This window comes from Novosphingobium sp. Fuku2-ISO-50, assembly GCF_001519055.1.
Taxonomy (GTDB): Bacteria; Pseudomonadota; Alphaproteobacteria; order Sphingomonadales; family Sphingomonadaceae; genus Novosphingobium.
In genome coordinates this window covers 1-22796 of sequence record NZ_KQ954304.1, presented here as the reverse complement: position 1 = coordinate 22796, position 22796 = coordinate 1, and the positions used below count along the sequence as shown (strand labels likewise).

Below are 22796 nucleotides of genomic sequence, written 5' to 3'. Positions count from 1 at the left end.
CGCCTACATCCCCATGTCCATATCTTTATCAAGGCCAGTGGGCGGGTGGGATACATCATGAGAAGCGTCGCGATGCCGGTGCTCTTTTTCAACTGGGTCGCCAGCAGCTTGCCCGGTTCGCTCCTCGATGATGATCTGCTGCTCGGGGCGCTGCCCCGGTGTTTGGCCGGATGCCAGGCGACCTTCCGGGCGCATCTCGGAGTCTGGCTTGGCAAGGCTGGCTCGGTGTGTGCTAGCGATATCATCCCCTGAGCGGAGGGCAGATCTCAGAATATTATCACCGTCAGGCGCCTGAGGCGTGTCATCATCCTGCCGAACAGCAGGCACGGCACTATCACGGGTCTCGCCTTGCGGTGAATCGGGCGAAACCTCGGTTTGGCCAACCACAGGCGCAGGTCCATGCCCCTTTTCGCCATCGCTGGCACCGCGCAGATCCTCCAATGGCAACTCAATCTGCCCGGTACGTGGGGGCGTCGCTTCTCGACCGGCCTCGCCTGTTGCAGCGCCATCCGCGTTGTCCTGCGGCACATAGGGCGCAGCCGACATCTTTGTTTTGCGCAAGAAGCCGGGCGCAATAATCGGATAATCGACATAGGTCAGCTCAACCCGAGCTGCCGGAAAGCCCTCGGGAAACTTCACATAACCTTGCAGCACTGGCAGATCCATCAAGTCGGTCGGGAAAACGCAAGGCTTGACCTCGGTGCGCGGCGTGATGGTGGCCGCATCGCGGGACCGGCTCGCGCCAATGGAGTAGGCCTCGTCGGTTTCGCGGATCTCCGACAGGCCGATAAAGTCCGAACAGGTCTGCGCGGTATTCATGTCCGGTGTGGCTAGAATGAGCTTGGTCCGAGCCAAGGACGTCAGATTGACCGCACCTTCCTTGCCATAGGTTTCGGCGAGCTTGTCGATGCTATGCATGCCCAGCATGAAAGCTCCCCCGAAATTGCGGGCAGCCTGCAAGCCGTGCTCAATGGCAGGAAGACGGTGCAGAGCGTGGACTTCGTCGAACAGATACCAGGTCCGAAGATCCATGGTGCGCGGCATGCTCATGATCGCGTTCACCGCCATGTCCATCCAGAGCGTGAGCAATGGCCGGGTCAGAGCCAGATCGTTGCGGGTTGAAGTGACGAACAGGATCGAACCCGATTTCCCGTTGCGCATCCAGTTGTAGATCGAAAACGGTGGCTGACCGCCGCGCCGGGGATCGGGCAGGAAACGCAGAGCCTGAGCATTCGTGTTGAACACGGCGCGAATGGATTCTGCCATCCGCGCGGCTTCAGCCGCCGTCAGCGGATTGGCGATCGTATCACGCAGTTTCTCATGGATCTCCTTGAGGTCGGCATGCATCAGGTGATGGGCGATCGCGCCATTGCTAGTCTCGCCTGAATCAAGGAGCTTCATGCACATTTCGACAAAGAGGGTGCGCGCCGCCATCGCCCAGAATGGCTCGCCATTGCTGCCCTCGCTTGGGATTAACGCGCAGGCCGCTGTCAAATAATCAGCGTAATTCAGGCAGTCATTGAAGATCGTCCAGGGCGGGCAGCGCTCGTCCATGGGGTTGAGAATGTAATCCGTCTCGGGATTGTAAAAAGCCTCGACGAAGGCACCGGTCAGATCGAAAATGACGCAGCGCTGTCCCCGTGCCCGCGCCTCGGAAACGATGTTTCTGAGCTGGGTGGTTTTGCCCGCGCCCGTGCTCCCAATCAGCATCGTATGCGATTGCTCAAGACGCCAGGGATAGGGGATGTCGGCGATCGTGTAAGGGACGTGAAGCGAGGCACTATCGCGAAGGGCAGGAAGGGCTTCCTGATCTGCAGGCACGGTATCAGGCTTGGGCATGGCCTGGATGATGCCGGGTTCGCCGTTCCTCAATTGGGCGGCCAAACGCGCCATTTCCGCGAAGCGGGCATTCCATTTTTGCAAAACCAGGGATCGCTCCGCGGGCGCAAACCGCCTGGTAACCTCTGCATTCAAACGATCGTGATTATGCGCGGTAATCTCCTGAAAAAGGAGGGCCCGCGAAACGCGTGTGGCACCGCGCTCATGGCGCTGCTTGAGAATATCGACTCCGATTTTTCTCGACAGGGATACAAACCACAATGTCAACGGCCCGGAAAAGATCACGGCGCTCACAAAGGACACGATTATGCACCGGACGAACTTGGTCCAAGCCACGGCGACGTCGGGATAATCAGGCACATCGCCAATTTGAAGAGGGATGAGCGTTTCGTCGGGTAGCGTCAGATTGACCATGCGCGAGGGATCAAGGTCGACCAGTGCCCAGAGTCTGGAAAACAGGTGCATCTCGACCAGTTGCACCTCGTGTTCCCGCATCATCAGCGCGAGCAGAGTGACGAGAATGGCCACAAATCCCAGTAAGGCTGAAACAATGGGCCAGCGCGCGCCCTCCATGAACATCATGTAACGCAGACGAATGAGTTGGGAGCCTCGGGTGAAGGCGCCGACATTGCGGACCACCTCCCCGCGCGCTGACTCGTGCTCGACAATGATCGGGCGGTGGTCGAAGCGGATGTCGTCTTTACGCGCCATGGTGCTGCCTCACCCTGCTGGTCGCGAGATCGATGATATGGTCGGCTTGCTCAGGCGATAGCTTCTTCACCAGCGTGTCGAGCGCCAGAATAGAATATTCGAAAATCGAGAGCAGCCGGATATAGTCGATGCCATGACCGTGCTCGGCAAAGGGCAAGGAGGTGTCGACCAAGTTGCGGATGATAACCGCACGGCTCACGCCCTGCTTGGTCGCAAGGGTTTGGATCCGTTCGACTTGGGGACGGCTGAGCGTGACCCCAAGGTGTATAAAGTTCGTCATGCTGCTTCCTCACGGACAGCAGCCTGGCTCGGCTATCGCAGGTTCTTTTTACCCCACTCCAGCGGCGGTCGCAAGACACCAGCCCGATACCCAGCCCGAAACCTTTAGAGTAATTATTTCAATGGATTAGAGCAAAAGGCACCATCGTGCATGTGCCATACACGATGGTGCACCAGGCAATTTTCGGCGGCACTATCGTGCACCCTCGATAAGTTGCTGAAAGATAATCCTATAATGGGAATTCAAGATGCCTGACCACTTCGGCTCTGCCGCGTAGGGTGTGCTGTCGAATAGGAACTTCGGCGGCTTCATTATGAGGTTGGATGACCCGGAAAAAAGACCGTTGGAAATGGGAACTTGGAGGGAGAACTGACCCCGATAGGGGGCGTTACCGAAACACGGCAATGTGCCCAAAGTTCGGCTCCCGTTCCGTTTTGGGGAGCAAATAGCCATCATTCGCTGCTGACCCCGTTAATCAAGGATTGCGCTTGAACGAGGCGGTGGGCCATGATTTCACGCAGGGCGCGAGGTTGCTCGATTACCAAATCCCCAGCCCATGAGAACAGGTGATTGGCCAACTCCAGAAGGCCGCCAGAGTGGAACCGCACCAAAAGCTCATCGCCATCTTGCGCGAATTGCTGATTGGGGTGAAAGCGCCACGCCCTGGCTCGCTCGACCGCACTGGCCATCACGCGAAGCACGATGTCGTGGCCGTCCTCACGCCAAATACCGAAACTGTCGGCCAGCCATGCGTCCAGATCCCAGCCGTCTGGAGGACAGCCCAAGACTTCGCTCTGACGCACTTCCTCCATCCGGTCGAGGCGAAACAAAAAGGGCAGATCGTCCCGATCCGGGCGTTTGCCAAGCACGTAGGTTATCGGCCCATGGATCAGCCCATAGGGCACGATCCGCCGCCACGATGCGCTAGCTGTGCCATCCGGTCGATATTCAAATTCAACGCATCGACCGCTAAGGATCGCGCCCTGTACGGTGGTAAGATCCTCTGGCGAAGCAATGACAGCAGGCCCGGCAGCGACGCGAGACCGTTGCAGGCGGGTCAACAGGTCAAGATCATTGTCCAGCCTTTGCCGCTCGCCGCTATCTAGCGCAGCCTTGATCTTGGAAAGAAGGCTTCGCAGGCCTTCTGCTTGCGGCGTACCTTCGCGCTGACCAGCATCCACCACCGTCTGCAATGCCGCCACTTCCCGCGCGTTGTGCCGGTTGTAAGCGCGACCTGGGCTGTCCTTGATGCGGAAACGTTTGGTTCGCCCATCCGTCGCATCTTCAAGGTCGAAGTGCCTCATGATGATGTCGCGTGTGCGCTCTACGGTGCGCCGTGTCACGCCGATTTCGGCGGCCATTTCGTCGAGCGTGAGGCCTTCAATGCTCTCGGTCAAAGCGCGCACCAGGCGAAGGGTGCGATCAAGGTTTTCCATACGGTTGGTCATTGGCGCATTGGCTAGGTGGTAATGAGCCCAGCGGAAAGTCGGATTGGCGACACAACGCCACCTATGACCGAATCTGACGCATCAACATGCTTCATCGTCCGGAGATACAGCACATTGATGGACGCCATATGAAATATCTTGTCGAACTGGTGTTCGGGGTCGGCTTCCTTGGCCTAGCCGCCATGGTCCTGTCATTCGCCCTGCGGTTTCTGCTGCTGACATGGGCGGTGCGGGTGGTCGGCAACGTGGTGCAAGGTGTTCTGGGCCTGATAAAAACGATCATCCGTGCCTTGATTTTTGTGTTCGGCCCGGCGGTGCTTGGCGGATTCGTGATCGGTCTGGCCCTTCAGATCGGCATGAACCTCAACCTGGGCGGCGGGACCACTTCCGCCGATTCGACCATGCCCGTTCTTGTCGCGTTTCTCGCCTTTTTCATGATCGTTGCGGTGAGAGGCTGGCAATGGCAGGCCCGCCGTAATCAGCAGAATATGCTCCTTCAAGAGACGCAACCAATGGGCCATGCGAAGGAGACATCTGAACCGGCGGACTATCCCCCTGGGTGTGAAGGCATCGCGAATGCGTGGAGCAAGGCGATCAAGCTGGCGCCAGAGCGGCGCGATGACCTGCTGGATGCGCGGGCGACTTGCGGAGCGTTGCTTGCTGCCGTGGAACTAAGCGATGGCCTTCCCGATAGCGCGATGATCGAAACGGCAACTCTGATCCGTAACCACCTAGCAGCGCTGGTTGAAAGCACGGAGCGTCGTTTGCGTGGAGCTAAGCGCTCCGAGAAGGCGGCGATCGTCGAGGAAATGGCGAAGCTTTTACAGGGATTTGCCCGGCGAGCGCAAAGTGACCTCGCTGCTGCCGGTCGCGCGTTTGAGGATGATGCAGCCCTGCGAGCGTACCTAACCTCACAATTGTTTGAGCGACAACAAGAGGTAGAAACTGTGCTTGGTCAATGACGATCATCGCGGCATACATCTGATTTGAACGGGCTAGGACGATACAATCTATGGCAGATTCTCAACAGGATGACGGTATCGTTACGGGGGGCGAACTAGCAGAGGGTGCAGAAGCGCAATTGGCACCTCGTTTGCATGTTCTTGCTGCACCGGAAACGCCTTTGGCTACGCACGCGTCCAAGCCAGCTTCGTTGAGCCGTCAAGAGCTACGAGACCAACGCATCAACGAACTGATGGAAAGCTGTCGCACTCAAACGCTCGCGCAAATCATCGGGCCTTTCGGTCTCACACCCGCCATGTTTAAGGACAAGGATGGCGGTAACGTCACAACTCAACACAACGCGAATAAGAGTATATTCGCCAAAAAATCCGAGAAATACAATCGGAAAGACTATTCATATTCCAAGGCCAAAACCGAAAAAAAGAAAGAAGCGGGTATCCCATTGGGGAAAGGGGCGGACATCAGTTCTGGAACCTTTGTGGATGCCTATACCGGAAAAGCAGAACCTCTCCAGCAGCGCGATAGAGATGGAAACCCCATATTCGACAAAAATGGGAAACCTCAGAAGAATTATTCCCTAGACCATGTCATTCCGCTGCACGATCTCCATAAAAAAGGAGGTTGGATGAGAGATAAATCAGGCAGAAGTGCTATTAGCTCGGAAAAAGACAATCTTCAATATACGACAAATAGCGCTAATAGCATTAAGTCTGACAATGACCCAAAAGATGCGCTTTCGAGGGAAAATGGTTATGATCAAAGGCGAATTAATCCAAAAATTAATAAGGCTGAAACTGCAACTGAAAGACTTTTACCAACAGATTGGGATCGATTGAAATACCATGGCGGCGAGCTTGCCCTAGAAGGAAGCAAGGAAGCGGGGCGCAACGCCCTGCGCCAAGCGATGGGCCTATTGCTGCACGAGTTTGTTAACAGCAGTTACCTCGAAGTCAGGGAAATTGTGCTTACCCCTGCGCCTTGTGAGAATTTTGTCGATCAGATTATTGAGGCGCTTGAGCGCACGGTACAGCGAGTCACCGACAAAATGCATGACGCGTTCGACGCGTTAATTTCCGGCGGCCTGCAGGGGGTAGTCAGCAATCTGTTGACCTTCCTCATCAACAACGTAGTCACAACCTCCGCAAAAATCGTTACTATCATTCGTGAAAGCATGGCTTCGCTCTGGCGGGCGCTGAAACTACTGTGGGCACCGCCAACCCACTTATCGGGAGTGGATGTCGCGCGTGAGGTCACAAAGCTCGTCACAGGCATTATTACTGCCAGCCTCGGACTTTTGTTCGAGGAAGCGATAAAGGGCCTTGTTACAGCGATTCCTCTGCTTGCGCCAATCGCGGGAATGGTGACTCCAGCCATTACCGCCATTGTAACCGGGATTATGACGGCGCTCACAGTATATGCGGTTGACCGACTATTTGACTGGCTGGCTGATCCCGGCACAGAAATGCTCAACACGCAGATTGGGATGCTAGATGCCCAAACGAAGGTCGTGCGCCAGATGAGCGCCTTCATGGAGCAGCAGTATGCAAACTCAAGCCGCTACCAGGGCGTCATCATCCGTTACGAGGCGATGGCTCGGGATTTGTCCATCTCGGAAGAGCATTTGCAAACGACTATCGCCGCCACCAATGCTGCCATCGCAGTCCGTTCAACTACGATTTCGGTAATGCGCAAAGGTTTGGAAAGCTGGGAGCAAAACGGCAGCGACCTCTCCCGGCTTATTTCTGACTACAAACTTGAAGAGTGAACCGTGAACAATATCACTAGACTTCCCGCGAATGTTCTCAATCAGATCGATCGCGAACAGATATATGAAGAATTCAGGGAGAGGCTTTCCCGGCTAGGCGATTTGAGGCGTGCCCGTGACGAGCATGAGCAGCGGAACTGGCTGGGGCGCTGGTGGTATAAGGGCGAGATGGATGAAGCGCAGTTAGACGCGCAATTATTGCAGGCCGAATTTGCCGAAAGCCTCGCGAAGCTTATGGCGATCAATTTGGTGCAATCGCAGCAGCTAGAGCAGCAACAGCATGTAATTGGCCTTCAGCAGGAACGGTTGGCAGAGCAAAACGCAAAGTTGCAACAACAGACTGAAATGCTCAATAGCCAACAGGTTGATTTGAAAAAACAAGGCGACGACCTGGAAAAGCTTGTGCGAGAATTTTTTGAGTTGAAAGGGCTAACTGAAGGAGAGGCGAGGAAACTTATCGCTATCGCCAACGAAGTTAAAGCGACAAAGAGCGATATGTACGAGCACTTTGAGGCGTGTGTACAGGAATTGAGGCAAGAGGACATTGCGTTGAAGTTATCCGTTGGTGACACGGTCTCTGCAGCGCTGATCGAACAGCAAGTGGCACTGAACGCCGCCGAAACCAATTTCAACAGGCGCTATGATGGGCATGAATTGCGTTTTTCCAAGCACATCGAAGCGACCGAGGCACAAAACCACGCTGTTGAAACGCGGCTGAACGAACAGGGCAGCGCAATCACCGCGCTCGACGACCAGCTTATTCGAGTCAACCACGAGCAAGTCAAATTGCAAGAGAAGGTCGATGAAAATCGTGCTCTGGAGTTGGCTGCCGAGCAGAAAACCGACGCGCGTTTCCGCCTTACGATGCAGCGTGTTTGGTGGAGTGTAGGCATCGGCGCTTCTGGCCTTATCGTGGCGCTGGGAACTCTAATCGCGACGCATCGACTGTTTGGATAGCTCTCCTGCGATCTTGTAACGATTTGTGGCCAGCCCAAGGCATCCGACCACACCCGATCAGGCGCGCGGCATGGGGTGGGCTTGCCCACCCCTACGTCCGCGTGCCTCCTGCCATCGGAAAAAGAGAAGGAGGACGCCGCGTGAGCGGCGCCCTCCGAAACGTCAGGCAGCGATGCGCTGATGGCGCTGGGCGAAGGCGTGGTGGGGCAGGTTCGCCTCACGCACGCGGCTCAAGAGGTTGGACTGGAGTCCCGAGCCTTCGCAGATGATGGCGTGGACCGGCTTGAGGTTCATCAGTTGCTCGTTGCGAACGAAGCCTGCGCGCTTGCCAAGTGCCCGGTTGAGGGTGAAGCGGACGGTCTTGACGCCGCGCGCGGCGGCCCAGGCGTGGGCGATCTGGTCGCAGCCCTTGTGCTGGGCTGTGGTGGCAAGGATCATGTGGGGCACGCGGGCGTGGGTTTCGTCGAGGGCCTGCCAGAGCAGTTCATGGTCGTGCCAGTCGGTTCCGCCGGAGAAGATGACCACCGGGCCGGTGGGCGCGTGGTCTTCGCGACGCTTGGCAGCGCGAGCGGCGAGGAAGTCGCGGGCGTCGATCTGGCTGGCGGTCAGGCCGGAGGAAACGCGGGTGCCTTTCACGGTCGAAAACGGGCGGCCAGTTTCGACGCGGTAGATCTCGCCAGCGTAGTCGCGCATCGCTTCCATCGCTTCGCGGCAGTCCATCAGCGTCTGGGCGATGCGCTGGGTCTCTTCCAGTTCGACGGCGTAGATTTCCGAAGGGTCAAAGGCGCGGGCCATATCGCCGAGCTTCTTGGTGGCTTCGTCTTCCCGCTTCTCGATGCGCTGCGAGGTGACGTGGAAGCTGTTGACAATGCCCCAGACGATGTCCCGCCCAAATTCCTCCATGCGGGTGCCCCGGAAGAGATCGAAGACGGTGCCGATGACCATTTCCATCGCGCCGCGCGCGGCCTGCGGATCAGGCATGTCGGTGGCTTCGGGTTCGTCGTGGACTGAGAGCTGCGCCATACTGCCTTGCTCGGTGAAGGCGGTATCAAAGCCGGGGACTTCGATCTGCTCGCGGTAGAAGGCAGAGAGGGCTTCAAAACTGGCGAATGCTTGCGTCATGGTGACCTCCAGAAGGCTTCTTGTTCGTCATCCTCGTGATGACGGGAGGCAAAGAGGGCGAGCTGGACCAGCTTGTCAGGGACGTTGACCGGGAAGCTGGCTGCGCAGGAGCATCGCGCCAAAAAGTGGGAACCGGTTTTTGGCAACAGCGATGCGACGACCAAGCGCGGACGGACCCCGGTTGACGCCGCGCCAGCGGGGCGTGGGGGAGCCGATTTTGTGGGGGGCTGGCCCGCCGCAAAATTGGGGGCGCCGCGCATCCTTGCACAAGCGCCCGGCCAGCTTGCCATAATAGGACTACGAGAGAGAGATTGTTGGTTTCAGGGGTACGCTACGGTGCCCCAAGCGCCCTGCGCCAGTCGATCGTAACCCGAAGGGCCGAGACCCGCATGGGGCTCGGTGGAGCCCGCCAGCGGGCGGAATAGAGCGCGGTGACCGCCTTGGCGGGCAGGCGCCCATATCTGACATGGTTCAGTTGGCATTCGACGGTGATTAAGTTTAGGCTCTATAGAGATGGAGGGGGCATGGAACACAAAGTGTACGTCATTGGTGGCGAAGATGATGAGATGGTCTCATTTGAGCAATCAGAGTCCGGTCGCAATTGCCGCCTCGCCTGCAAAGTTCGTGATGAAACGTATTTCGCCGAGGAGCCAGACTACTTCGAAGCTCTACGGACGATTCGGAGGCGTGGGCTTGAGCCTTTAGGCCTGATCCCGTTTTGTTATGGAGCCAGCCTAAAAATTTGGCCGTCAGGTATGGCTCGGGATATGGGGCAAGGCCTTAAAGCCTATAAGATCGAAATCGGAAGTCCCGCAGTGGAACTGGTGGGGATATTCGATTCAGGCCCCGACATTATACCTGCCAAGGTTGATATGCAGGAAGCTTATGCGAAAGAGTGGCTAGCTTCATTTCGCAAGAAACTCCCCAAGCCCAATTTAGCCAATCGGCTACGAAATTGGCTTGGCTCGTCCCAAGATAGATGAAAACGTAGGGCCAGCACCGATAGGTGCTGGCCCTACGGCGGCCACATCAATGCACCGCCACCACGTCGATGAGCAGGCCATCGAGGCTATCGATGCCGCGCTCGCTGGCGATCAGGCTCCAGGTGGCGACCAGTTCCTCGAAATATTCGGCATCGACCAGCGTTTCGGCGCTGGCTTCGCCAAGCTGGCTCTGTTCCCAGGAAAGGGCGTGGGCGGCGTCGGTCGAAGAGGCGATGGCGTTGCCCAGATGGGCGGCGATCTCGTAATCGCTAATCGTAGCGGCTTGGGCGCGGATGCGGGCGACCATGGCCGGGTTGGTGACGGTGATGCCGCAGGGGACGCAGGCGAATTCATCGAAGGCCGAGGTGTGAAACATGGGCTTGCTCCCGAAAGGTGCTTGTCCGATTTTTGGGGGCGGCCCGTGGGGCCGCCCGTCTGGGTCAGATGAACTCGATCTCGTCGGCGACGATCTCGGTGTTGTAGTATGTCCGCCCGTCCTTCTCGTTCTTGGTGTAGCGGATCTCGCCGGTGACGATCAGCTTGTCGCCCTTCTTCTTGTGGTTGGCGATCGACTTGCCGAGGCCGTTGAAGGCCTTGATGGTGTGGAACTGGTCGTAGGTTTCGGCGTAGCCATCGTCGCCCTTGACGACCTGGCCGTCCTTGATGACCGGCCTGCTGGTGACGAGGGTGAAGCTGACGCCACCCTTGCTGTCGGTGCCGAAGCGGTTGATGTCGGAGGTAATGCGGCCGGACAGGAAAACCTTGTTCATGGTGTGTCTCCAGATCTTACCGGCGAGCCTTTCCCGCCGGGATGAACTGAAGCGCAGCCCGCGATTGAGGGGCCGCCGCACCGGAGCGAAGCGCAGGGGAACCTCCATTTTTCGAGTGGTGCGGGCGCCGGCCTTCAGGCCGGTAACTCGGTCGACAAATGGGGGTTGCGACGGCCCCGCGCGGGCGTAGTGTTCATCCCTTCTCTGGCGGGATGGCTTGCCGGTCAGATTGTCCGGAGATGTGTGGCCAAGGTTGAGTTTGGTTGTCGGGCTGCTCTGAGATTAGGTGCCTTGCTTGGCGCTTGCCAAGGGTTCGCTTGCCCGCACTTGCACTCGCGGTGATGCTCAATGGGCGCCAGACAAAGGGTCCGGAGCATGGCTTGGCTTCGTCCCGCAGCTTTCCACCCACGGTGTTAAACCCGGAAGGCGATCGCCTCGAACCACCACGGGGCGACAAGCTGATCGTCAACGGTGATGCTGCGCCCATTCGAAGCGGAACGGGCGCGCTACAACAGCCATGTCGGCTGCGTGCTGATCGTTCAGGCCTGTGCGGCGGCCTGCTGGTGGAGCGGGTTTTCGGGATCAAGGCATTGCAGCGCATGATCGATATGCGTGGCTGCCAGGAGATCCCCGGCTTGTATGAGCCGTTCTTTGATCTCGCCCAGTGACGCGGCAATCGACTGATAGTCTGAGGGGGATAGCGGATTGGATGGTTCGGACATGGGAAAGAGGCCTTTGCCAGGACAGTTCTGACGAGAGCAGATTAGCAGACAAGCGTGACAAACAGCAGAAAAGCCGTGTTTGTGACGGTTTGGCCCTCAGGCGGGTCATCGGAAACGTCATGCCAGATCATTTACATACTATAGTTGATAAACTCAAAGTATGTAAATCGCGATCCTGCTGCGCATGGACATGCGTAAACTGGTTGGCCGGAATTTCGCGCGCCTGCGGCGGGATCAAGGCCTGACCCAGGAGCAGGTCGAGGAGCGTTCTGGCTTTAGCCAGCAGTATCTCAGCAGCTTGGAACGCGGTCGGCGCAATCCGACCGTCATCACGCTTTATGAGCTCTCGCTGGCGCTGGGCGTCAGCCACGTAGATCTGGTTCGCCCCGACCTCGAAGATCCCGCCCAGCATTGAATGAAAAAAAGGCGACCCGTCGCAAGACGGGCCGCCCATAGCGACAAGCATTCTGGAGGTTGGGGTCAGGCCGCCTTGGCAAGGCCCGGTTCGAGATCGCCGAATGGCGAGGCATCGCGGCGATCATCGTCGCTGTTACCAAAGCCATCGTTGGCCGCGCCCATCACGGCCGTATCGGCGAAACCGGCCTCGGCCCGGCGGCGCGGGCGCGACCAGGCGATATTGAGCGCGCCATCGGCCTGCGCAAAAAGCGCGATCGAGAGCGGGGCCTCGAAGCTGGGATCGTCGATCTGGCCCTGAAGGAAAGTGCCGCCGCCGTTGTTCGCGGTCTTCTCCCACAGGCCGCCGACGGGGATGAACTGGCCGTTCTTGGCGCGGACCATCACATCATACTTGGGGGCGGCGGCGTTGCGCGAATTAACCGGGCGCAGACCCACCACGAGGTCGAGCGTGGCAGTCTGGATCTTGCCCATGTAAACGCCAGCGCCGTTGAGCTTCAGTTCACCGATATTCATGGCCGTATTCTCCTCTGGCCCGACACCCTCTTGCGTCCTGGGTGCCGAAGGTTGGTTTGCGTCTTTGGCCCCTTGGCCCCAGACACCCATTCTCATTCCCCTCAGCTCTTCCCCGCCCGGTGGCCGCCCCGCAGCCCCGCTGCCGGAGCCGAGCAACGCCCGCGCCCCGCACAACGCCACGGCGCCGCAGGCAGGAAAATGATGCCCCGCGCGATCATCACCCGAGGCATCGCCAGCAAGCCGTCAGGCGGCGTCCAGATAAGTGGGATTGTCGTTGGCCGAGGACGCCACGCGAAAGCCGGAGCGGCGCTGGGGCCGCAGCCACGCAACGTTGTAGCTGCCATCATCCTGCCGGAAGGCGCTGATCGCCAGCGGCCGCGCCATCGATGGATCATCGATCCGGCCTTGCAGGAAGCATTCGCCGGTGGTCTTCGAGGTCTGCTCCCACAGCGCCCCGATCTGGACGGCGGCCCCGGCGGGGCTGCGCGTGCAGATCTCATAGCGGGGGGCATTGGGGTGGTTCGAGGCCGCGCCGCGCAGCGCGAAGCTCATGGCGACGGTCAGCGTAGCGATGCTGCCGGTCAGCGCACCGCGGTCGTTGGCGCGAATGGTGCCGATGTTCATGGGGTTTTCCTTTGGCAAAGGCCCCGTCTTGCATTCCAGAGGCCGCAGGGTGGGATACGTCTTTGGGCGCCTGCGCCCATGACACTCACTTTCCACCCGCTCCCTTCTCGCACGGATCAGCAGTTTTCACGCGCGGCCTGCGTCACTTCGGCATGGTAGTAGGGCGTGTGCAGGCAGCAGATGTTCTCCGGCGACCAGCACAGATGTCCGCCGGACAGGAAGCGCCCGTCCTCCGGCTTCACGGTCACCGGCCCATTAGCCGGCACGTCGAAGAAGGTGCCGTTGATCGGGTCCATTGTGGCCACCCAGCATTTCTCGAAGGTCACGGGTCGACTGAGGTCGAGCGCGATCAGCTCCGGGATCGGCACGATCGCGTAGAGGCAGAAGAGGAACGAGGTCGAGCAGGCATTGTCGATGATTTCGGCAAGCTGCTCGTGGCTGATGATTGGCGCACGCCGCCGCCTTGCGTTGCGCGGCAAGGCGCTGTGAGCCGGATGGCGGTTGCCGCTGGCCTTGCGGAACTCGCCGATAGTGTAGCCGAGGTTGTTCAGCGCGAATTGCAGATTGGCGGTGATGGCCAGCTCGCTCGTCTCGGACCATGGGCGGTGCGAGAAGATCAGCGCATCGTCTAGCCAGCGCTCGGCGCTAAAGCGGAACAACAATTCGCAGCGGTCATAGCTGGCGAAGAGATCGGCCACGCTGCTGTCATCACGCTCGGCTGCGTGGTCTTCCCACGCGTAGCGGATGGCGTCGATGGCATCATCGTCGTCATCCAGCCCAGCCTCTGCAAGGTTGGAGCACAACTGGGGCGCGACTTCGTGATACCAGGTCTGGCCGAACTCGGCGGGCGGGAACTCGGCCTCCATCACCTCATCGATCTCGTGCCCCTCATAGCGGGCATCGATGATCTTCGCGGCCAGCGCATTGAGGCTCTTGAGCGACCAGCAGTCGGAACGGTCGCGCCAGTAACGGGTATGCGGGAAATTCTCCGCCAGCGCCCCGATCCAGCTTTCGCCAGCGGCGCTGGCCAGAAAGGCGGGATCGGCAAGAGCATTGGGCGCGGGCAGAGCGGGAACGGTAAACATGGGTCTTGGGCCTCCTTTCGGGTTCACCCGCCCATTTCCCTCTCGACTTTTGCGCCACCCATCGCCGACGTTTGCTTCAAAGCGCGCGCCCAGCCATCCTCTCGGCTACAGCGATCATATCCTTCCATTGCGGGCTACCCGGAGAAAACGTCCAGACTTGGGGCTTTTGATACCATGCAATGTCTTGGCGAAGGCGCTGCCGGTATGACTTTGGGTTCAGCCCGAAATGGGCGGCGATGGCCTCCGCATTGTCGAGATGGGCGTTGTTGCGGATTGATCGAACAGACGGCTGGATCCGCTCAGACAGTCCCGGCTTGCTGAGCGGCGAACTTGAAATTGACCGCCCGATCACCACCGGCGTGTCCACGCCCTCTAACTGCGAAAGAACAGCAGCACGAGCCGCCGATATCCGCCGATGTTCCACGGATTGCGCACATTTGGCGAGATTGAGCGGAGGTGCGAAACGCCCGATCAATTCCGTCTCAAAAGGTTCTGGGTCTGCACATGGGAAGATCGCGAATTCGAGGTTTTCATGCATCCAGGCTGTCAGCCGCCGCTCAGAGGCTGGCGCCAAACTCCAGGTGTTTCGCGATGCGGGCTTTACCACCAGAACAGGTTCGAGCGCCAAGGCCTCCCTCAGCAAGACAGCAAGGCTTTTTCGCGGCGAATGGTTTCGTGTCGATGCGTTGAAATGGCAGCGACCTTTCAGCCCCTTACTGTTCGCTGCGAGGCCGATATAAAGCAGACCGTCCTCGCCCGGCGTAATTCCGTGCAGCTCTGCCCCACGACGAAGAAACAGAGCATATAGGCCATGGTCGCAACCAAGGTTGAATTGCGCCCTTGGTCCTCGATGCCAGTCCAGCAGAGATAAGGGGCGGTCACGACTCATAGCCTCGCAAGCTAAGCCAGATCGCTGGGCGTTTCCAACGCCTTCGGCCGGACGCGTCATACTTGCGACAACGCCTCGTCGCGGGCATTGTATGGACATGCCCAAGTCATACGATCCCTATGCCTATATCATTCGCCTTGAAGCCAGCATCGTTGGCATCGAGCCGACGATCATGCGCACCGTGGAGTTGCCGAGTGATCTGAATTTCGCGCAACTGCACGAGGTTCTGCAGGCGTCGTTCGGTTGGACCGACAGTCACCTACATCAGTTCCACGTAGGCGGGCTGACTATCGGTGCGCCGGAGGCGATCGAGGATCCGGACTATGGACCGAGGGTTCTTGAGGCTACCGAGATCCAATTGAAGGATCTGACCTTACCACATGAAGCTGACCCGTCGCTCACCATCACGTACCAATATGATTTTGGCGATGACTGGCAGCACAAGCTGGTTCTGCGCCGCGCCGAAATCGAGGATGGGGTCAAATACCCGCGCTGCATCGCAGGCGAACGCGCGGGGCCGCCAGAAGACGTCGGCGGCTACCCCGGCTACGCGGATTTCCTGGAGGCCTGGCTCGACCCGGCACAGGAAGAGCACAAGGCGATGCGGCGTTGGGCAGGCAAAAAGTTTGATCCGGAACGCTGCGACCTTGAGGCCATCAACAAGGCCATCTCCAAAGCGATCCGTGCCTGCCGTGGTGATTATCGGCAAAGGCAGGTCTGAGCCATTCGTTGTCAGGCCGCTGGCCGTGACCGCTCTGGCCGGGTCATCTCCGCCCAGTCGTTGAAGCCTGCCGGACAGCGCTCAATGGCAAAGGGCAAAGCGGCAGATTGCCGGGCCAAGACGCTCGATTGCGCCGCCTGCATGCCTTCGCGGTCATTGTCGGGCAGCAGGATGGCCTGCTCAATACCGTCTCCAAGAGCGAAGCCGCCGAAGTTTCGGACACCAAAGCAGGTGCCCGCTTCCCGGCCCGTGACCTGCCGGTAGGCGCAGGCCGTTTCAAACCCTTCCGCAATCCGCATGGCCCCGCCTGCGAAGGCGGCAGGCCAGGTGCCGCCGCGCGAATTGCCGAGCATCATACGATGGGTTCGGCTGCCCGTGGCAGGATCGAGGAACAGGCGCTGGATCGCGATCAGGCGCCGGGCCTTGAAGACGCCGACCAGCAAAGCTGGAAGGCGACGCGGCATAGGACCGCGCCCCATGGGACAAGCGGGATGGAAGCGCACATCGGGCGGCAGAAAGGTGATACCGCGAAGGTCGAGGAGGTAGCGCTGCGCCAGAGTGCCGACGATGGGCGAAGCCTCATTCCAAAGGCGCTGGAAAGGCGCGGGCCTATCGTTGGCCGGGACGGGCAAAGCCCGCTGGCCGAGCACCGGATGGCCGAGCATCTCGCGGATCGCCCGCATCACCTCGCTCCCATCGCAACCGGCAAAGCAGTGGACGAGGATCGATTGCCGCCCTTGCCGTATCGACAGGCTGGGCGTGCGATCCTCATGGGCTGGGCATGGCACCAGCGCGTAGCGGCCATTCCAGCGCCCGCCGAGGCGCTCCACAATGGCGAGCGTCTCAGCCGTGGGTTGATAGCGCATGGCAAGCAGTCCTGATGATGGTGAGATCAGCCACGGCAATGGCGGCAGCCGGAGCCGTCGCAGCAATCTGCCCAGGCGCTGATGTGCAGGGTCGAACCGTCCTTGAAACGCGCTGACACGCCAGTGGCGTATTCTAGCGTGCTGGCGTCGCGGTCGAGCTCGAATCGCCAGTCCTCCTCAAGCCTTTCCCATACCTCGTAGATGTGGACGAGGTTGCAGTTGAAGTCGGGAAAGGAATGACGCGCGAGGTCGGCGATGGTGACCTCGGCGCCGAACCTTTCGTGGGCGCGGTCGACGACAAGCTGCCCGCACATCAGTAATCCTCGGGCAGCAGAATGGTCATCACCCGCGTGGTGACCGAGGCATCGGCGGGATCCTCCGAGCCGAATTCCATAGCCGCGTCATAATAGTCGATCTTCATCCACACCTTGCGGCCGAGGAACTCGATGGCGGCGAAATCGCGCTCGGGGCTATCCTCGGAGAAAGTGCAATGGCGAAAGGCCGCCATCAGGCGGGCTTGCAGGACGATAGGCTCATCGGGCGCGCCCTCGGCCTCGGCCAGTCGTTCGAGGCAATTGCGGGTGATGACAACGCGGGCCGTCCGATCGAGGCCAAGGCGGGTGCGGTCATTGAGCCGGGCGATCCGTTCCAGGCGCGCGTCAGCGCCCGCCGGTATGGCAGTGGTCAGCATGATGGTTCTCCGGTGGTAGGGTTCAGGCCGCAGGCGTGGTGAGCGCGGCCAGTACGGGATCGATGGCGAAGGCGAGCGCTTGGGCCAGCGCGATAGCGGCCGCGATGTCGTCGGTACTGATGGTGAAGGCGGCGGCGAAATCCGCCAACGCCTCGTGGGCCTTGGGCTGGACGCCATGGAGTTTGCCCGTCACCTGGGTGACGGCAAAGGGCCAGCAATGGGCCACGCCGACGACGCCTTCCGGCAGGATCAGCAGCGTGTCTCCGCTGGCGATCCGATCGTCGGTCTGGGTAGCGTCATAGGCGTTGCCGGTATTGGAAAAGCCATGAATGCGCCGGGGTGTGAAGGCGAAGCGTTCGCTATCCGTGAGCATCGAGGGGGAAACTTTCGGGCGAGCGGAATTGCTCGCCACGCCACCTTCCACCTCAACTCTTTGGCTGGCGCCCAGACATCATTCTGCGCCGGACGGCCGATAGCGTCATTCGAATGGCAACATTCCCATCAAACCGCGCCCCGCCCACCGGGTCGTGGTCTGCTCAACCGCCAGTTGGTCTTCCCATGTCCGGCAAAGCCCGAAGGCTTCACGCGGAGAACCTTCGATCCAGGTTTTCCAATCATCCTGCCGTAAGATCACCGGCATCCGGTCGTGGACCTCGCGCATCTGGGCCGAGCTTTCGACCATGACCATCGTGTAGGTATCGCCCCATTCCTCGGTGGCGCGCCACAGGCCCGCCACCGCGAAAGGCTCACCTCCGGGGAGCGAATACCAAGTCCGGGTCATCTGGCCGGTCTCACCTTCCGGCTCGGCCCAGGCCGAGACCGGGATAAGGCAGCGGCGGCTTTCAAAGCTGGCCCGCCAGAAGGCGGTGCTCAGCTTGTCGTCGCGAGCATTGGTGACCGGCTTGGGCTTCAGCTTCTGGCCATTGCGGCCAGTCATGACCAGCGGGAAGCCCCAGTTCATAACCTTCAGGCGGCGACCGGCCATCACCAGCCCAGGATAACCGGGATAGACTTCTTCGCTGTAATTGGCGCCTTGGGTGGCCTCGACACCAAACAGGTGGGCAATGTCGGCAGCAGGTTTGTTCAGGCGATAAAGATTACACATGCAACCTTGCCTCTCCCCCAGCAGGTTGTCTGTCAACCGCCGCAGGACTGAATACGGTTTTTCGCTTCAGCAGATGCGCCGACGATAGGCAGGCAGCTGGCCCCGAAGCTTCCCAATGGGCGGCCTTCGGGCGGGTCATTTTATGCCCGATGGTCTGTGCCGACCGAGGCATGGCCCTATTGCCTACAAGTTCCTATTATGTTCTCATTTATGGCTCACCCGATTCGGGCTGGAGCCCATGCGAAAACCAACGACGATTGAACACCTTTACCTTGATTTTGATGGATTCTTCGCTTCCGTCGAGCAATTGCGCGACCCGCGCCTGCGGGGGCGGCCAGTTGGCGTGATCCCCTATGCCGGCGGCGGGCGCACCTGCATCATCGCGTGTTCGCGCGAGGCGAAGGCGCGCGGCGTGAAGAACATCATGATGGTCGATGAAGCGCGCCGGATCTGCCGCGACATCGTTCTCGTGCCGCAAAAACCGGATCTCTATCGCAGGGCGCACAATGCCCTGATCGCGGAGATCGGGTCGGTGATCCCGGTCGACCAAGTGAAGTCAATCGACGAAGTTTCGTGCTGGTTGGACGAGACCCAGCGGGGCGAGCCCACCGACCTTGCCCAGCGGATCAAGAACACCATCCGCTACAACATCGGCGCGACATTGACCTGCTCGATCGGCTTTGCCGCCAACCGGCACCTGGCAAAGATCGCCAGCGACACCAAGAAGCCCGATGGTCTGACGATCTGGTATCCCGAAGACGTGCCCGCTCAACTCGCAAGGCTGAAGCTGGACGATATTCCCGGTATCGGGCGCTCGATGGTGAAGCGGCTTGCCGCGGCCCGCGTCGGCGACGTGCCGGGCCTGCTCGCGCTGCAACCCAAGCAGATGCGGGCGCTGTGGCGCAATGTGACGGGCGAGCGGCTTTGGTATGCGCTCCATGGCTATGCGGTGGAGGCGCCGGAAACAGAGCGGAACATGTTCGGCCATGCCCGTGTGCTGCCGCCCGATCATCGCGGTCTGGATGACGCGCGCACCATCGCCCGCCTGCTGCTGGTGAAGGCCGCAAGGCGGATGCGGCGGTCCAATTTCTATGCCTCGGCGCTCTATCTCTGGCTCAAGGGCTTCGATCGTGGCTGGGGCAATGTCGCGCCTCTGGGCGAAGTTCAGGACGACATGGCCATTCTCGCCGCGCTCGGCGAACTGTGGGAACGGGTGACGGCGGTGATCCCGCCGGCAACCAAGATCATGCGCGTGAGCGTGACATTGGGGGAACTGACGCTCGACACGGCGCGGCAGCCCGATCTGTTCGCCGATGACGACAAGGAGAGGCAGCGCTGCGAGGCGTTGAGCCGGACCATGGACGGCCTCAATTCCCGCTTCGGCCAGACGGTGGTGAGCATCGGTCCCTGGGCGCCGCCCGCCGGTGGCAATGTTGGATCGAAGATCAGCTACACGCGCATTCCAGAGGCGGAGGACAACTGGTGAGCTGGCTCGATGCCATCCAGTTGCGCGATCTCGATGCCGAAACGCGGCTCGAACTCACCTGCCGCACCTGCGGCAAGGTGCGCTTCGTGACGCCGGCGCATTTGCTCACGCTCGGGGATTTCGGGCACCTATGGCTTTCGGAAGTCCAGGCCCGCGCCCGCTGCAAGCAGCGTGGCTGCAATGGCGCCATGCGCCTTGCCATGCCGCAGCGCGGGGGAACGAAAGGTTTTGTTGGGGGTATTGCCTGATTACCCCCTCGTGACTGCGAAATATTGCGCTATGCAGGTGTCGTCACCGAATGGATGAGGACATTATTTCCATGGCCGATGAAACGCTGCTGACGCTGGCCGCCGATATTGTTTCCGCTCATGTCAGCCACAATGCCGTCGCGGCTGACCAACTGCCCGTGCTGATCCAGTCGGTCTATACCTCGCTGGCTGGCCTTGGTCAGGCGCCCGCTCCGGTGGAAGAAAAGCGCGAGCCTGCCGTCTCAGTGCGATCCTCGGTCAAGGCCGATGCCATCACCTGCCTCGAATGCGGCGCGAAGATGAAGATGCTCAAGCGGCACCTCTCAACCGACCATGGCCTGAGCCCTGCCGAGTACCGCACGCGCTGGAACTTGGCCGCCGACTATCCCATGGTCGCGCCTGACTACGCCGCGAAGCGCAAGGAACTGGCGGTGAAGATTGGTCTCGGACGCAAGCCGAAAGTCGTGGTTGAAGCTGCCCCCACTCCGAAGGCTAAAGCAACGCGGCGTAAGAAGCAGGCAACCAATGCTTAGGGCCGTTAAAGGGGGGAGGGATTTAGATTCACAGAAATGCCTCAGCGTGAAGCTTTGTGGTCGTTCTTCGCCGCGAAGGCGCAAGACAGTTAACCGCATGACCAACTTCGTGGGTTTGCCACAGGCGCTGCCGCGATCGAATGTGCGCGCGGTCTGCAATTTGGCAGAAGGCCAAGAGCCGCGGTGAACGGCTGAACTGGTCAGCCAGATCAGGTACCTGAATGGTGGCAAAAGAATCTGCTTTCAGGTGCCGACGGATAATGGCCAGTCTTGTTAGGTTGCGCCATCTTAACCCCAACAGGATCCGACAATGGCGACAATGACCGACACCGACCCCACCCAAGTCTGCGAGGACATCCTTCGCAACAACAAAATCTATAACGTCGAGCACCAAATTCTGCGGAGCGAAAATGCTATCATCGACCGGCTGCTAGACCGGCGGATCGAGTTGGTAGAAGCCTACACCGAGATTTACGAGAAACTCTATCAGCACCAACATGGCATAAAAACGTTTCTCGGCGTCCTCTTGAGCGTTGCAGCCTTTTGGAACCCGGAGCGGGTCTCCGATGCGCGAGTTGCCCGTAACCGCCTGAAAGAGGTTAACGGCGAGATCGCCGACCTCGCCGAAAAGCTGGCAGTGCTGCTCGACGAGAGGTCTGAGATTCACAACAGCTCGGGCTTTGCGAGCGGCACCCACTACCACATAGTCGACGTGATCGATGCGGCATCGCGTGACAACGGCTTTTATCAGTCTTACCTCCAAGAGGAATTGAAGCCGCTCAGCAGCCGCTACGACCTCAAATATTGGCCGAGCCTTGCTGAGATTGTGCGGGTGCTCGGGCAGGACGCATACTTTGCCGGGACGGATGCAACCAATCCGTTGACCAAGGCTGCGACAACAGGATCGCGGGGCTCCCGTGCCGATTTCTTTAAGGCGCTGTTTGCGTCGATCGAGGAGAACCGAATTGCGCATCACGGGTTCATTGCCCGCGACTTTAAGTTGAGCGACAACAGCCTTGCCTCACTCACGACCTGTGCGCTCGGTCTCGGACCTGACGATCCGGTCGACGCGGCGTATGTTAAACGCCTTCGCCAGCGCGAACGCGACGAACGCCGGAACAGGTGACGAGGAGAATTAATCGATCTGTGGCGGCGACGCTCTTTTAATTGAGCAGCTAGACTGCGCGGAAATGGCTGCTTACGGCAGTAACAGTCATCTCCGCGCTCGTCGGGAATGGCTTGAAGAGGTGGAAGTGTGACTTTCTAGGTTCTGTTGACAAAGTTGGGTAGCCATCTGCGGATGGCCGCGAGATTGAGAAAGCTGGCAAAGGACAGTGCGGTTTTATCGTAGCGTGTAGCGATGCGGCGCTGGTGCTTGATGTGGCCGAACATGCGCTCGATGCGGTTGCGATCCCGATAGCGGCGGAAGTCGCAGGCGATGGGCTCACGGCGGTTGGACTTGGGTGGAATGATTGGCAGAATACCGCGCATCAGCAGGTTCGAGCGCACCGTGTCGCCGTCGTATCCCTTGTCCGCCAGCAGGGCCTTGGGTTTGTTGACTGGCAACGCCATCAGGCCATCGACAGCCCCATAATCCGAGGCTTCGCCACCGGTCAGGATGAAGCCGAGAGGGCGTCCTTGATTGTCGCATCGGGCGTGGACTTTGCACGAAAAGCCGCCGCGTGATCGACCAAAAGCCTCCTTATGAGTCCCCCTTTAGCGCCCGTTGCCGAAACATGGCCGCGAACTGTAGTGCTGTCGATCATGTGCTGCCAGTCGTCGGTCAGCCCGAACTCGACCAGGGTTGCCAGGATCGCATCCCAGACGCCTTGCTCGGCCCAGCGCCGGAACCGGACATAGACCGAGTTCCACTTGCCGTAGCGCTCGTGCATGTCGCGCCACGGGCAGCCGACGCGCAGCACATGAAGCATGCCGTTGAGAAAACGCCGATTATCGTGGGCCGGACGGGACTTGCGCCCTCGCTCGGAGGGCAACAAAACCTCGATAACGCCCCATTCTTCGTCGGTCAGATCACCACGCGCCATTGCCGCTCCCCGC

At 59.7% G+C, this 22796-nt stretch carries 27 protein-coding genes and 1 pseudogene; 11 read left to right on the top strand and 17 right to left on the bottom strand.

Features of this window, described 5'->3' with window-relative positions; genetic code table 11:
• Positions 1-3: 3 nt before the first annotated feature.
• The 3 genes from AQZ50_RS18090 to AQZ50_RS18080 all read right to left on the bottom strand — a co-directional run bounded on the left by AQZ50_RS18090 (position 4) and on the right by AQZ50_RS18080 (position 4278).
• Entirely contained in the window at positions 4-2550 is a 2547-nt protein-coding gene (locus AQZ50_RS18090) for a type IV secretion system DNA-binding domain-containing protein (RefSeq protein WP_067748469.1), read from the bottom strand.
• The gene (locus tag AQZ50_RS18085; RefSeq protein ID WP_067748467.1) at positions 2540-2830 is read right to left on the bottom strand and encodes a ribbon-helix-helix protein, CopG family; all 291 of its coding nucleotides are present in this window, start codon (positions 2828-2830) and stop codon (positions 2540-2542) included. Before AQZ50_RS18085 ends, AQZ50_RS18090 begins: the two co-directional genes overlap by 11 nt.
• 452 nt (positions 2831-3282) lie before the next feature.
• Positions 3283-4278, bottom strand: a complete 996-nt coding sequence (locus AQZ50_RS18080) for a helix-turn-helix transcriptional regulator (protein ID WP_067748465.1) — start codon at positions 4276-4278, stop codon at positions 3283-3285.
• Between the two features lie 128 nt (positions 4279-4406).
• On the opposite strand from AQZ50_RS18080, the gene AQZ50_RS18075 reads away from it, so the two are divergent.
• The 3 genes from AQZ50_RS18075 to AQZ50_RS18065 are packed head-to-tail and all read left to right on the top strand — an operon-like array spanning position 4407 to position 7963.
• The gene (locus AQZ50_RS18075) at positions 4407-5240 is read left to right on the top strand and encodes a hypothetical protein (RefSeq protein WP_067748463.1); all 834 of its coding nucleotides are present in this window, start codon (positions 4407-4409) and stop codon (positions 5238-5240) included.
• Between the two features lie 50 nt (positions 5241-5290).
• Positions 5291-7006, top strand: coding sequence for a phage tail family protein (locus AQZ50_RS20605; protein WP_156427428.1), 1716 nt, complete (start codon positions 5291-5293; stop codon positions 7004-7006).
• A gap of 3 nt (positions 7007-7009) precedes the next feature.
• Entirely contained in the window at positions 7010-7963 is a 954-nt protein-coding gene (locus AQZ50_RS18065; protein WP_067748459.1) for a coiled-coil domain-containing protein, read from the top strand.
• A 162-nt stretch (positions 7964-8125) separates the two neighbouring features.
• Here the strand turns inward: AQZ50_RS18065 and AQZ50_RS18060 are convergent, their stop codons facing one another.
• Positions 8126-9085 carry a DUF2493 domain-containing protein gene (locus AQZ50_RS18060; RefSeq protein ID WP_067748457.1) on the bottom strand — a complete coding sequence of 320 codons (960 nt, stop codon included), beginning with the start codon at positions 9083-9085 and terminating at the stop codon, positions 8126-8128.
• Positions 9086-9609: 524 nt separating this feature from the next.
• Here AQZ50_RS18060 and AQZ50_RS20600 point away from each other — a divergent pair.
• Entirely contained in the window at positions 9610-10068 is a 459-nt protein-coding gene (locus AQZ50_RS20600; RefSeq protein ID WP_156427427.1) for a hypothetical protein, read from the top strand.
• A 46-nt stretch (positions 10069-10114) separates the two neighbouring features.
• Here AQZ50_RS20600 and AQZ50_RS18055 read toward each other — a convergent pair whose 3' ends face one another.
• Both AQZ50_RS18055 and AQZ50_RS18050 read right to left on the bottom strand, forming a co-directional pair.
• Entirely contained in the window at positions 10115-10444 is a 330-nt protein-coding gene (locus tag AQZ50_RS18055) for a hypothetical protein (RefSeq protein WP_067748455.1), read from the bottom strand.
• A gap of 64 nt (positions 10445-10508) precedes the next feature.
• Positions 10509-10838 carry a single-stranded DNA-binding protein gene (locus tag AQZ50_RS18050; RefSeq protein WP_067748453.1) on the bottom strand — a complete coding sequence of 110 codons (330 nt, stop codon included), beginning with the start codon at positions 10836-10838 and terminating at the stop codon, positions 10509-10511.
• Positions 10839-11155: 317 nt separating this feature from the next.
• On the opposite strand from AQZ50_RS18050, the gene AQZ50_RS20800 reads away from it, so the two are divergent.
• Together AQZ50_RS20800 and AQZ50_RS20205 are read left to right on the top strand one after the other, a co-directional pair.
• Positions 11156-11506 (top strand): hypothetical protein, encoded by a 351-nt coding sequence (locus AQZ50_RS20800; RefSeq protein WP_197412547.1) that lies wholly within the window; start codon positions 11156-11158, stop codon positions 11504-11506.
• A gap of 238 nt (positions 11507-11744) precedes the next feature.
• Positions 11745-11975 (top strand): helix-turn-helix domain-containing protein, encoded by a 231-nt coding sequence (locus AQZ50_RS20205; protein ID WP_082703776.1) that lies wholly within the window; start codon positions 11745-11747, stop codon positions 11973-11975.
• A 65-nt stretch (positions 11976-12040) separates the two neighbouring features.
• Here the strand turns inward: AQZ50_RS20205 and AQZ50_RS18035 are convergent, their stop codons facing one another.
• The 4 genes from AQZ50_RS18035 to AQZ50_RS20595 all read right to left on the bottom strand — a co-directional run bounded on the left by AQZ50_RS18035 (position 12041) and on the right by AQZ50_RS20595 (position 15148).
• Positions 12041-12490, bottom strand: coding sequence for a DUF736 domain-containing protein (locus AQZ50_RS18035; protein ID WP_067748447.1), 450 nt, complete (start codon positions 12488-12490; stop codon positions 12041-12043).
• Positions 12491-12733: 243 nt separating this feature from the next.
• The gene (locus AQZ50_RS18030) at positions 12734-13114 is read right to left on the bottom strand and encodes a DUF736 domain-containing protein (RefSeq protein ID WP_067748445.1); all 381 of its coding nucleotides are present in this window, start codon (positions 13112-13114) and stop codon (positions 12734-12736) included.
• Between the two features lie 116 nt (positions 13115-13230).
• A complete protein-coding gene (locus tag AQZ50_RS18025; protein ID WP_067748443.1) occupies positions 13231-14199 on the bottom strand; it encodes a hypothetical protein in 969 nt (322 codons plus the stop codon).
• Between the two features lie 76 nt (positions 14200-14275).
• Entirely contained in the window at positions 14276-15148 is an 873-nt protein-coding gene (locus tag AQZ50_RS20595; protein ID WP_156427426.1) for a GIY-YIG nuclease family protein, read from the bottom strand.
• Positions 15149-15179: 31 nt separating this feature from the next.
• Between AQZ50_RS20595 and AQZ50_RS18020 the strand changes: the two genes are divergently transcribed.
• Positions 15180-15809 carry a plasmid pRiA4b ORF-3 family protein gene (locus tag AQZ50_RS18020; RefSeq protein ID WP_231730399.1) on the top strand — a complete coding sequence of 210 codons (630 nt, stop codon included), beginning with the start codon at positions 15180-15182 and terminating at the stop codon, positions 15807-15809.
• Positions 15810-15820: 11 nt separating this feature from the next.
• Here AQZ50_RS18020 and AQZ50_RS18015 read toward each other — a convergent pair whose 3' ends face one another.
• From AQZ50_RS18015 to AQZ50_RS17995, 5 genes are all read right to left on the bottom strand, one after another.
• Positions 15821-16675, bottom strand: a complete 855-nt coding sequence (locus tag AQZ50_RS18015; RefSeq protein WP_067748441.1) for a DUF7146 domain-containing protein — start codon at positions 16673-16675, stop codon at positions 15821-15823.
• A 26-nt stretch (positions 16676-16701) separates the two neighbouring features.
• Positions 16702-16989: a hypothetical protein gene (locus AQZ50_RS18010; protein WP_067748439.1), complete on the bottom strand. Its 288-nt coding sequence runs from the start codon at positions 16987-16989 to the stop codon at positions 16702-16704.
• Entirely contained in the window at positions 16989-17366 is a 378-nt protein-coding gene (locus AQZ50_RS18005) for a DUF3768 domain-containing protein (RefSeq protein WP_067748438.1), read from the bottom strand. Before AQZ50_RS18005 ends, AQZ50_RS18010 begins: the two co-directional genes overlap by 1 nt.
• Positions 17367-17388: 22 nt before the next feature.
• On the bottom strand, positions 17389-17778 hold the full coding sequence (locus tag AQZ50_RS18000; protein ID WP_231730398.1) for a hypothetical protein: 390 nt from the start codon (positions 17776-17778) through the stop codon (positions 17389-17391).
• Positions 17779-17844: 66 nt separating this feature from the next.
• Complete coding sequence (locus tag AQZ50_RS17995; RefSeq protein WP_067748434.1) at positions 17845-18471, bottom strand: SOS response-associated peptidase; 627 nt, start codon at positions 18469-18471, stop codon at positions 17845-17847.
• Between the two features lie 142 nt (positions 18472-18613).
• On the opposite strand from AQZ50_RS17995, the gene AQZ50_RS17990 reads away from it, so the two are divergent.
• From AQZ50_RS17990 to AQZ50_RS17975, 4 genes are all read left to right on the top strand, one after another.
• Positions 18614-19957: a Y-family DNA polymerase gene (locus AQZ50_RS17990; RefSeq protein ID WP_231730397.1), complete on the top strand. Its 1344-nt coding sequence runs from the start codon at positions 18614-18616 to the stop codon at positions 19955-19957.
• Complete coding sequence (locus AQZ50_RS17985; protein ID WP_067748430.1) at positions 19954-20205, top strand: hypothetical protein; 252 nt, start codon at positions 19954-19956, stop codon at positions 20203-20205. Before AQZ50_RS17990 ends, AQZ50_RS17985 begins: the two co-directional genes overlap by 4 nt.
• 71 nt (positions 20206-20276) lie before the next feature.
• On the top strand, positions 20277-20738 hold the full coding sequence (locus AQZ50_RS17980) for a Ros/MucR family transcriptional regulator (protein WP_067748556.1): 462 nt from the start codon (positions 20277-20279) through the stop codon (positions 20736-20738).
• 319 nt (positions 20739-21057) lie between these two features.
• Positions 21058-21864 (top strand): hypothetical protein, encoded by an 807-nt coding sequence (locus tag AQZ50_RS17975; protein WP_231730395.1) that lies wholly within the window; start codon positions 21058-21060, stop codon positions 21862-21864.
• Between the two features lie 137 nt (positions 21865-22001).
• Here the strand turns inward: AQZ50_RS17975 and AQZ50_RS21170 are convergent.
• A pseudogene (locus AQZ50_RS21170) lies at positions 22002-22385 on the bottom strand (IS5 family transposase); the annotation flags it as partial.
• Positions 22352-22783 carry an IS5 family transposase gene (locus AQZ50_RS21165; protein ID WP_067748554.1) on the bottom strand — a complete coding sequence of 144 codons (432 nt, stop codon included), beginning with the start codon at positions 22781-22783 and terminating at the stop codon, positions 22352-22354. The pseudogene AQZ50_RS21170 and the gene AQZ50_RS21165, both read right to left, overlap by 34 nt.
• Positions 22784-22796: the final 13 nt, after the last annotated feature.